A 10,043-nucleotide genomic window follows, 5' to 3' on the forward strand; every position below is an offset into this window, starting at 1 on the left:
AAGGTCGAAGGCCCGTACAAGCCGGACCACTACCGCTACTGAGCCCACCCGGGCCCCCACGGCTCGACCTCCGAGACGGGCGCCCGGACCCTGGCTTTCCGCTCGCCCGCTCAGCCGTCCTCGTTGCGCACGGCACTGCCGCCGGCCTGTCTCCGTCAGCAGCCAGGGCGTCCCGGCGAGCCGGGCGGCCACTCCTGATGAACCACCGACCAGCAAGTACCCACGAGCCGCATCATCCGGCCCTCCCGAGCCGACTGACAACTTACGGAGCATCCATGTCCGACAAGCCCCGCCGGCCCGACCGGTGTTCGCGCCGATGACTGCGCCGGCACACGCCAGCGCCCTTCCGCAGGTCCGCAGGGTCACCGTGGACGCCGGTGGAATGTCCTTGTCGGGACTGCTCGCCGAACCGGAACACGGGCTCGCGCGCGCGGCCGTGGTGGCCCTCCACGGCGGCGGAATGCACGCCGGGTACTTCAACACCCGGACTCGGCCGGGGCTGTCGCTCCTGGAACTGGGGCCGACCCTCGGGTTCACGGTGCTCGCGCTCGACCGCCCGGGCTATGGCCTGTCCGCCGCCCACGCACCGCAAGGCCGGCGGGTGGCGGACCAGGCCGTAGCCGTACGCACAGCACTACGGGATCTGTCCGCCCGCTGGGCGACCGGCGCGGGCACTCTGCTGCTGGCGCACTCATTCGGCGGCAAGGTGGCGCTCGCCGCCGCAGCCGACTCCGACGAGGAGAGTCTGCTCGGCCTGGACCTCTCAGGGATCGGCCATGCGTACCAGACCGACCAGGGGGACGTTCCCGAGTCCGTCCGGCGCGGTGGCTGGCGGCGCAACTGGGGCCCTCTGCGGCTCTACCCGCCGGACACCTTCCGCCCGGGCGGTGCCCCTGTCGAGACCATGCCTCCGCGGGAGGAGGAAGAAGCCGCCCGTTGGCCCGGCTACTTCCATGCCCTGGCACCACGCGTCCGCGTCCCCGTGCGGTTGACCTTCGCGGAGCACGAGGCGTGGTGGCGGCACGACCCGGACGCGCTCGCGGAGCTGACGGCCGCCTTCACAGCCGCACCACGCTTCACCGTCGAACACCAGCCGGAGTCGGGCCACAACATCAGCCTCGGCTGGACGGCCCGCTCGTACCACCTGCGTGCTCTGGCATTCCTGGAGGAATGTCTCGCGGTACGCGAGACCGAGCAGTCGCAGCGCGGGGGATCCAGCAAGGTCGCCGAATGATCAGACAGCCTGCCGAGGAGCGGGTGGGACGTGGGCGTCCCACAACAGGCCCGGACGACTCAGCCCCCCGCCTCGGCGTGCTCGGCGTCGACCCGTGCGGTGACGCCGGTCTCGACGAGGGTTCGGGTGGCGTCGACGGTGGCGTAGATCCACAGGATCCGCATGGGCTCGGTGGCGGAGGCGTTACGGAAGCGGTGGGGGGTGCCGGCGGGGACGTAGGTGGTGTCGAAGCGGGTCACGTGGTGTTCGGCGCCGTCGATCTCCACGATGGCGTCGCCCTCGAGGACGGTCACGCTCTCCGGGCAGTTGTGGGTGTGCAGGGCGATGGCGGCGCCGCCGTCGAAGAGGGTCTGTCCGGTGAGAAAGACCTCGGCGCCGACGGCCCGGGTGACGAGAGGAACCGTGCGGGCGCCACCGCCGCGGCTGAAGGAGGGCAGTTCCGCCGGGCGCAGGACGGCAGGCGGGAAGGAGCCGGAGCAGGGTTCGTCAGGGGGCTGGCCGTACAAGGTGTCTCTCCTGGTGGGTTCGGTCGGGCAGCGGGGCCGAGCCGGATGGTCCTGGTGGTGACGGACTCGCTCAGGTGACGCTGATGGCGCCGGTGATGACGGCGAAGAGGATGTAGGCGGCGGAGACGAGGACGCCCCAGCGCAGGGCGTGCTTCTGGAAGTCGCCGAGTTCCGTCTTCACCAGGCCGATGAGGACCCAGAGCGGTGCGCTCGTCGGACCCATCATGTGGAGGATCTGGCCGATGGCGCCGGCCCGGGCGATTTCGTTGGGGCTGATGCCGTAGTGCGCGGCGGACTCGGCCAGGACGGGGACGACGCCGAACCAGTAGCCGTCGTTGGACATGAAGAAGCCGAGGGGCAGGGACAGGACGGCGGTGAACAGCGGGATGACGTTGCCCCAGCCGTCCGGGACGATCGCGAGGGCCGCGTCGGCCATCTCCTTGATCATGCCGGAGTCGGTCATGATGCCGGTGAAGACTCCGGCGGCCAGCACGAGGATCATCACGGGGACGGCGTTGGCGGCCTGGCGCTTGATGAGTTCCTGCTGGTCGCCGATGGAGCGGATGTTGACGAGCAGCGCGACGACGAAGGCGACCATGAAGAGCACGAGGAGATCGGCGACCTCGAGGATGAGGAGCACCATCAGGAGCACGGTGAGGGCCGCGTTGAACCACATCCGCCAGTCGACCCTGACCGGCTCGAACGCCTCGCCGGAAGCGATCTCCAGCCGGTAGGCCGCGAGTTCCTCCCCGTCGATCCGCCGGCGCTCGCGCAGACCGAGCCAGTAGGCGACGGCGATGATGGCCAGGCTGGTCAGCGCCATCGGACCGATCATGTGCACGAAGTATTCACTGGCGTTCAGGTGCAGGACGCTGATCCCGCGGGTGGCGGCGCCGCCCCAGGGGGTGGTGCCCGAGATGGTGCCCAGCGACATCGCTGCCAGCGTCGCCAGGACCAGGGGGTTCATGCGGAGGCGCCGGTAGATGGGCAGGAACGCCGAGCAGACGATCATGTAACTGGTGGTGCCGTCGCCGTCCAGGGCGACGCAGAGCGACAGCACCGCGGTACCGATGACGATGCGGAGCGGATCACCCTTGGAGGCCCGGACGATGGCCTGGACGATCGGCTCGAACAGCTTCACCTCCATCATCAGGCCGAAGTAGAGGACGGCGAACAGCAGGAGCGCCGCGGTGGGCGCGACCGTGTCGAGGCCATTCATGATCATGTCGCCGAGCCGGGTGCCCTTGCCCGCTATGAGGGCGGCGACGATCGGGGTGAGCATGATGGCGGTGAACGCGGAGAGGTACTTCCGCATCACGAGCAGCATGAAGCTGCCCAGCGTTGCGAAGCCGAGGACGGCGAGCATCGTTGCTCCTTGGTCGGTGCAGGACTGAGGGCCGCCGGTCGGACGGCGGCACGGAACGGCGCATCGGGTCAGCGCGTGTCGGTTCGGGCGACGACCGGCAGCGCGCACGTGGCCGTACTCGGCTCGTGCGTCGGATCGGTCATGGTGCGTGCGGCTCCTGTACGGCGGTTCGCCGGACGACGGGCGGGAAGAGGGCGGCCGATCCGCCGACCTTCCGGACAACCGGTTTACCGGATTGCCGGTAGGTAACTAGAATCCGGCCATCACGTCAATACCGAAGTGAGGAAATCGATGGCCGAACTCGCCAGGATCACGGTCGAGCCGCGTGAGCCGCTGGCCGCCGAGGTCTCCCGCCGCCTCATCGACTACCTGATGTCCGGCGAGGTGCAGCCCGGCGACCGCATCCCCTCCGAGCGGCAGCTGACCGAGATGCTCGGGGTGAACCGGCCCACCGTGCGGGAGGCGATCAAGTCACTGGGATTCCTCGGCCTGCTGGAGATCCGGCAATCCAGCGGGACGTACTTCCGCGGCACCGACTCCGACGTGCTCTACCGCTTGTTCGAGCTGGGCCTGGTCCTGGGCGAGCGAGGCGCCCGCGACATGGTGCAGGCCCGCGCCGAACTGGAGGTGATCGTCGCCGGCCTGGCCGCACAGGCACGGGACGAGGCGGGAGTCGAACTGCTGCGGGCCCGGTTGACGGCGATGCGGGAGTGCCCGGACGACGAGTTCCCCGAGGCGGACACCGCCTTCCACGCCGCCCTCGGCGAGCTGGCCGGCAACACGGTGCTGCGCGACATGCTCAAGGGCATGCGCGCGATGATCCAACGCGGCTGGGTGGAGCGCACCGGCACCGTGCGGTCCCGCGAGGTGGCGTACGCCGATCACGTGCCGATCTTCGAGGCGGTCGCGAACGGCGATGCCGTGGCGGCCCGTACAGCGATGGCCCGGCACATGGACGGCGCCTCCCGGCGCCTGATGAAGGCGCTCGAACAGCGAGAGGCGTAGGCCCTGCCGCCACGTTCCCGTCTGCGCGGCGGGGCGCGACCGTCCCATCCGCCCGGCGGGTCGTCACGTGGCCGCCGGCCCGGCGGGTCGTCACATGGCGCCCCGCCCGGGGCGGCGCCATGCGCGCTCCCCCACGGCCCGAAGGGCGCGGGAGGCCCCCGCTCGACGCCCCGGGCGCCGACCACGTACGACCAGCACGCCGGCCGACGCCCGGCACTCCCCCCCGCCCCCGGGCGGACGACGGGGATGTGAGGTCAGGACCTGGCGGGGCGCCACGAGCCGCCGGACCGGCAACGCTGCTCCCGCCGGACCGCCGGCGCCTGCTCCCTCCGGGCCTGCACCCGTCCGCTCCCTCCGGACCCGCCGGTGCCTGCTCCCTCCGGACCCGCACCCGGCCACCCCCTCCGGACCTGCGCCCGGCCGCTCGCGCATCCGTACAAGCAGAACCGGTTGACCGGTTGACCGGTGCCGCCTACAGTGGCGGCACGGCACACCACGCCACGCTGCCGCCCCCCGTCACGGGCCTGCACGACCACTGTCGCGAGCGCTCACCCGCCGAGCGGACCAGGCCCGCGGTCGGGACCCCTTGGGTCCCCGCCTACCGGAAGAGGTAAGAACCCCGGTGATCGAAACCCGACCCCTGGTCGCCATGATCCATGCCGTGCCGGCCGCGCACCGCACCGCCGAAGAGGCGTTCGCGAGGGAGTTCCCGCAGGCCACGGTCTGGAACGTGCTGGACGACCGCCTCCTGGACGACGCCCGTGACGCCGGTGGGGTCACCGGCGCGCTCCGGCGGCGCATGCTCCGTCTGATCGGCCACGTGATGGAGGGCGGCGCCCAGGCCCTGCTGCTGACCTGCTCCTCCTACGGCGAAGTCGTGGACACCGCCCGCACCCTGTGGGACGTACCCGTCCTCAAGTCCGACGAGGCGATGTTCAAGGCCTCTCTGGCGGGCCCCTACCGGCGTGTCGCCGTCGTCGCCTCCACCCCGCCCGCCGTTCCGGCCGCCCTCGCCCAACTCGAGGCGCTCGTCCCGGCGGTTCGTCCCGACCGTCCGCTCGACATCGTGACCGCCCTGAGCGAGGAGGCCGCCGCGGCCGACGACGCCGGGGCCGCCGCCCGCCATCTGGCCGACGCCCTGCACGCCGCGGGTGGTGCCGACGTCGACGCGGTGCTGCTGGCGCAGTACTCGCTCACCCCCGCCGGCGAGGCCCTCACCGACCTGGTGGGTGTACCGGTACTGGACGGTGCGGGCGCCGCCGCACGCGAACTGCGCGCCCTGCTCACCCCCGGCGGACCACTGGCGTCCCCGGCCGGGGCGGCCGCACCGTGACCGCGCGCCCGCCCTGGCCGCTGGCCTACACCGTCTCCGGCGACGACTGCCACGCACCGATGCCGCTCGGCTTCGCCGCACCGCTCACCGAGGCCGTCCGCCGACTGGCCGAACTGGGCTACGACGGGGTGGAGGTCCAGGTCCGCGAGACCGGCGCGCACGCCGCGCGGGCACTGGCCCGAACCGTGGAAGCGGCCGGTCTCGAAGTGCTGGGCATCGGCACCGGACCGGTCGCGGCGCAGGACCGTCTGACGCTGACCGACCCGTCGCCCGACGTACGCCGTCACACCCTGTTCCGCCTGCTGGGCGCGGCCCGTCTCGCCGGCGAGCTGGGTGTACCGGTCACCCTCGGGCAGACGCGCGGCACCTTCCTGCCGGGGCTGGAGGACATGCAACGGCTGTGGGCCGAACGCGCCGTGCATCAACTGGCCGAGGAGGCGGCCGACCGCGGCAGCCGGCTGCTGCTGGAACCGCAGTCGCGGGCCAACACCTCGCTGTGGCACACCCCCGGCGAAGCCCTCGCCGTCGTCGACTCCCTCGATGCCCCGGCCGGACTGGTGCTGGACACCCACCACCTGGATGCCGAAGGCGTCGACGCGGTCCGGGCCGTCGCCGAACACGCCGCGGTCACCGGCTGCCTGCAACTCGCCGCGCCTTCCGCCCGTGGCCCCCTGGCCGTCGGCGATCCCCGGCTCCCCGCCCTGTTCGGCGCACTGCGCACCGGTGGCTTCACCGGCTGGCTGACGCTGGAACACACCCAGGACGGGGGCAGCCCGAAGGCCGCCGCCCGCTCGTGGACCGCGCTCACCGACGCCGCGGCCGTCCTGTCCTGACCCGCCCCGATCCCCACCCGCTTGTTCTGAGAGGAACCCCGCAACCATGAGCAGCAAGACCTACCGCCTCGGCGTCCTCGAGGGCGACGGCATCGGCCCCGAGATCGTCCCGTCCTCCGTCGAGATCGCCACCGCAGCCGCCGAAGCCGCCGGTGTCCTCGTCGACTGGGTGACCCTGCCGCTCGGCGCCTCGGCCATCGGCACCCACGGCACCCCCGTCCCCGAGGAGACCAAGGACGCCCTCGCCGGCCTGGACGCCTGGTACCTCGGCCCGCACGACTCCGTCTCCTACCCCGAGCCGCACAAGTCCGCGCTCAACCCCTCGGGCACCCTGCGCAAGCACTTCCAGCTCTTCGCCAACATCCGCCCCGCCAAGAGCTTCCCCGGCGCCGAGGCCGTCTGCGGCAACGCCGACCTGGTCATCGTCCGCGAGAACACCGAGGGTTTCTACGCCGACCGCAACACCTTCGCCGGCACCGGCGAGTTCATGCCCACCCCGGACACCGCGATCATGCTGGGCATCATCACCCGCGAGGCCACCGAGCGCGTCGCCCGCGTCGCCTTCGACCTGGCCCGCTCGCGCCGCAAGAAGCTCACGATCGTCCACAAGGCCAACGTCCTCAAGCTCACCACCGGCCTGTTCCGCACGGTGTGCCAGGAGGTCGCCAAGGACTACCCGGACGTCGCCGTGGACGACTTCCACATCGACGCCATGACCGTCCACCTCGTACGCCGCGCCCAGGACTTCGACGTCATCGTCACCGAGAACATGTTCGGCGACATCCTCTCCGACCTGGCGGGCGAGATCTCCGGCTCGCTCGGCACCGCGCCCTCCATCAACTCCTCCGCCACCACCGCCATGGCCCAGGCCTCGCACGGCTCCGCCCCCGACATCGCCGGGCAGAACATCGCCAACCCGGTCGCCATGATCCTCTCCGGTGCCATGCTCTTCGAGTGGCTCGGCGCCAGGCACGGCGACGACAGGCTCACCGCCGTCGCGAAGACCATCGAGAAGGGGGTGGCCGACGCCATCGCCGCAGGCACCTCCACCCGCGACCTCGGCGGCTCGGCGTCCACCACCGAGTTCACCGCCGCCGTCATCGAGGCCATCGGCGCCGGACAGAACTGACCGTCCGCTCCGGGGCGGGTGACTCCGCCGCCCGCCCCGGGCCCGTATGCGATGCCCGCACGCCCGAGGAGAGAACCCCGACCATGACCCTGCGCATCGGCTGCACAGCCGACGACTTCACCGGCGGCACCGATGTCGCCGCGGCCTTCCGGCGGGCCGGCCTGCGCACCGCCCTGGTCTTCGGCGTCCCGGACGGCGCCACCGCGCTGCCGGCGGACTGCGACGCCGCCGTGGTCGCGCTCAAGTCCCGCTCCACGCCCGCCGACGAGGCCGTCGCCGACTCCCTGGCGGCCCAGCGCTGGCTGTGGTCCCAGGGCGCCGCCCAGGTCTACTTCAAGTACTGCTCCACCTTCGACTCCACCGCGCAGGGCAACATCGGCCCGGTCGCCGACGCCCTGATGGACGCGGCCGGCGCAGCCGTCACCCTGCACTGCCCGGCATCTCCGCCCAACGGCCGCACCGTCTACCAGGGCCACCTGTTCGTCCACGACCAGCTGCTCTCCGACTCGCCCCTGCGCCACCACCCCCTCAACCCGATGACGGACTCCTCCCTGCCCCGGCTGCTGTCCGCGCAGACCCGCCACCGGGTCGCCGTCATCGACCGGCCCACCGTCCGCCGCGGTGCCGACGCCGTACGCAAGGCCCTGCTCGCCCACGAGCAGGCCGAGGTCCGGCACGTCATCGCCGACGCGCTCACCGACGAGGACCTCGCCGTGCTCGGCGCCGCCACCCTCGAACTGCCGGTCGTCGCCGGGGCCGCCGGCCTCGCCGAGGGCATCGGACACGCCTGTCCGACCGCCGGTCCGGTCACCGCCGAACCACGGCCGAGCGAGGGACGGGCCGCCGTCCTGGCCGGCAGCTGCTCGGCCCGCACCCTGGAGCAGACCGCCCAGTTCCACGCCGCCGGTCTGCCCTCCCTCCACCTCGACGTCCTCGCCGCCGCAGCCGGCCGCGACGTCACCGGCGAGGCACTGGCCTGGTACGAGGCACAGGACCCGGCGCTCCCCGTGCTGATCCACGCCTCCGCCGCCCCGGAGGAACTGGCGGCGGTACAGGCTCAGTTGGGAGTCACGGAGGCCGCCGCGCAGGTAGAGGAACTCCTCGGCACCCTCGCCTCCCAGCTGGTCGGCCGCGGTGTACGCCGCCTGCTGGTCGCCGGCGGGGAGACCTCGGGCGCCGTCATCACCGCCCTCGGTGTCCGCGCGGTCCTGGTCGGCGAGGAGGCCGACCCGGGCGTCCCGTGGACGTACGCCGCCACCGAGCACGGCGATCTCGCCCTGATGCTCAAGTCCGGCAACTTCGGAGCGCCCGACCTGTTCACCCGAGCCCTGCGCACCACCGCCGAGGAGCCCAAGTGACCTCCCGCACCGACGAGTCGGCCGCCCGTACGCGTATCGTCCGCACGGCCCGTTCCCTGTTCACGCGCGGCCTGACCCACGGCTCGACCGGCAACCTGTCCGTCCGCCTGGCCGACGGCACCCTGCTCCTCACACCCACCGGGTCCAGCCTCGGCACCGTCGAGGAGGACGAGCTGTCCCGCACGGACCTGTCCGGCAAGCACCTCGACGGACCCCGCCCCACGAAGGAGACGTTCCTGCACGCCGCCTTCTACCGCGCCCGCCCCGGCGCCCTGGCCGTCGCCCATCTGCACTCCACGTACGCCGCCGCCGTCTCGTGCCTCGACGACGTGAATCCCGCCGACGCACTGCCTCCGCTCACCGCCTACTACGCCATGCGCGTCGGCACCCTCCCTCTCCTCCCGTACCACGCCCCCGGAGACAGCTCGCTGGAACCGCTGGCCGAGCGCACGGCCCGCTCCCACCACGCCGTCCTCCTCGCCAACCACGGCCCGGTCATCGCCGGCGCGTCACTGGAACAGGCCGCGGACGCGATCGAGGAGTTGGAGGAGACGGCGAAGCTCCACCTCCTGCTGCGCGGACACGGCACCCGTCCCCTCAGCCCCGAGCAGGCTGCCGCGCTCGCCCCCACATCCCCCTGACGGCCGGATGCGCCGCGAGCGCGGCAGCCACCCCCTCCCCAGCGAAGGAGCCCTCATGACAGTCACCCCCGTCCCCACCGCCGACCTGGTCGACCAGTACGGCACCGGCCTGCGCGTCTGCGACCTCCAGTTCCGCCAGTACGGCGCCCACCGGGACTTCGCGGGCCCGGTCCGCACCGTCTCCTGCCACGAGGACAACGGCCTGCTCCGCGACCTGCTGCGCACCCCGGGCCACGGCGCCGTCCTCGTCGTGGACGGCGGCGGCTCCCTGCGCACCGCCCTGGTCGGCGACCTCATCGCCGGCGCCGCCCAGGACAACGGCTGGTCGGGCCTCGTCCTCCACGGCGCCGTCCGCGACAGCACCGCACTCGCCGGACTCCGCCTCGGCGTCGCGGCGCTGGGCACCATTCCCCGCAAGAGCGCCAAGGCCTCCTCCGGAGCCGTCGACGTGCCCGTCGCCTTCGGCGGCGTCACCTTCCGCCCCGGCGACATCCTGCACGCCGACGACGACGGCATCGCCCTCCTCCCCGAAGGCACGGTGAACTGACCAGTGATCCTGAGAACCTTCGGCTGGTCGTTCGCGGTCACCGCGCTCGGCCTGGTCGCGGCGGTGTTCTACGGGGGGTGGACCGCCTTCG

The 10,043-nt window shown here is 72.4% G+C and carries 10 protein-coding genes; 8 read left to right on the forward strand and 2 right to left on the reverse strand.

Features of this window, described 5'->3' with window-relative positions; translation table 11 throughout:
- The first annotated feature begins 316 nt into the window (after positions 1-316).
- Complete coding sequence (locus tag HZS56_RS35985; RefSeq protein WP_216725017.1) at positions 317-1,234, forward strand: alpha/beta hydrolase; 918 nt, start codon at positions 317-319, stop codon at positions 1,232-1,234.
- Between the two features lie 59 nt (positions 1,235-1,293).
- Here HZS56_RS35985 and HZS56_RS35990 read toward each other — a convergent pair whose 3' ends face one another.
- Both HZS56_RS35990 and HZS56_RS35995 read right to left on the reverse strand, forming a co-directional pair.
- Positions 1,294-1,740, reverse strand: a complete 447-nt coding sequence (locus tag HZS56_RS35990) for a cupin domain-containing protein (RefSeq protein WP_216725018.1) — start codon at positions 1,738-1,740, stop codon at positions 1,294-1,296.
- 70 nt (positions 1,741-1,810) lie between these two features.
- On the reverse strand, positions 1,811-3,106 hold the full coding sequence (locus tag HZS56_RS35995; protein ID WP_216725019.1) for a CitMHS family transporter: 1,296 nt from the start codon (positions 3,104-3,106) through the stop codon (positions 1,811-1,813).
- Between the two features lie 291 nt (positions 3,107-3,397).
- Between HZS56_RS35995 and HZS56_RS36000 the strand changes: the two genes are divergently transcribed.
- The 7 genes from HZS56_RS36000 (at position 3,398) to rraA (ending at position 9,952) form a co-directional block, all read left to right on the forward strand.
- The gene (locus tag HZS56_RS36000; RefSeq protein WP_216725020.1) at positions 3,398-4,111 is read left to right on the forward strand and encodes a FadR/GntR family transcriptional regulator; all 714 of its coding nucleotides are present in this window, start codon (positions 3,398-3,400) and stop codon (positions 4,109-4,111) included.
- 622 nt (positions 4,112-4,733) lie between these two features.
- A complete protein-coding gene (locus HZS56_RS36005) occupies positions 4,734-5,444 on the forward strand; it encodes an aspartate/glutamate racemase family protein (RefSeq protein WP_216725021.1) in 711 nt (236 codons plus the stop codon).
- Positions 5,441-6,277 (forward strand): sugar phosphate isomerase/epimerase family protein, encoded by an 837-nt coding sequence (locus HZS56_RS36010; RefSeq protein WP_308408237.1) that lies wholly within the window; start codon positions 5,441-5,443, stop codon positions 6,275-6,277. Before HZS56_RS36005 ends, HZS56_RS36010 begins: the two co-directional genes overlap by 4 nt.
- A gap of 46 nt (positions 6,278-6,323) precedes the next feature.
- A complete protein-coding gene (locus HZS56_RS36015; protein ID WP_216725022.1) occupies positions 6,324-7,406 on the forward strand; it encodes an isocitrate/isopropylmalate dehydrogenase family protein in 1,083 nt (360 codons plus the stop codon).
- A gap of 83 nt (positions 7,407-7,489) precedes the next feature.
- Complete coding sequence (otnK, locus tag HZS56_RS36020) at positions 7,490-8,764, forward strand: 3-oxo-tetronate kinase (RefSeq protein ID WP_216725023.1); 1,275 nt, start codon at positions 7,490-7,492, stop codon at positions 8,762-8,764.
- Positions 8,761-9,405, forward strand: a complete 645-nt coding sequence (otnC, locus tag HZS56_RS36025; RefSeq protein WP_216725024.1) for a 3-oxo-tetronate 4-phosphate decarboxylase — start codon at positions 8,761-8,763, stop codon at positions 9,403-9,405. The genes otnK and otnC overlap by 4 nt, the downstream gene beginning before the upstream one ends.
- A gap of 55 nt (positions 9,406-9,460) precedes the next feature.
- Positions 9,461-9,952: a ribonuclease E activity regulator RraA gene (rraA, locus tag HZS56_RS36030; protein WP_216725025.1), complete on the forward strand. Its 492-nt coding sequence runs from the start codon at positions 9,461-9,463 to the stop codon at positions 9,950-9,952.
- The last annotated feature ends 91 nt before the right edge of the window (positions 9,953-10,043 follow it).

Source organism: Streptomyces mayonensis (genome assembly GCF_018982965.1).
Lineage (GTDB): Bacteria > Actinomycetota > Actinomycetes > Streptomycetales > Streptomycetaceae > Streptomyces > Streptomyces mayonensis.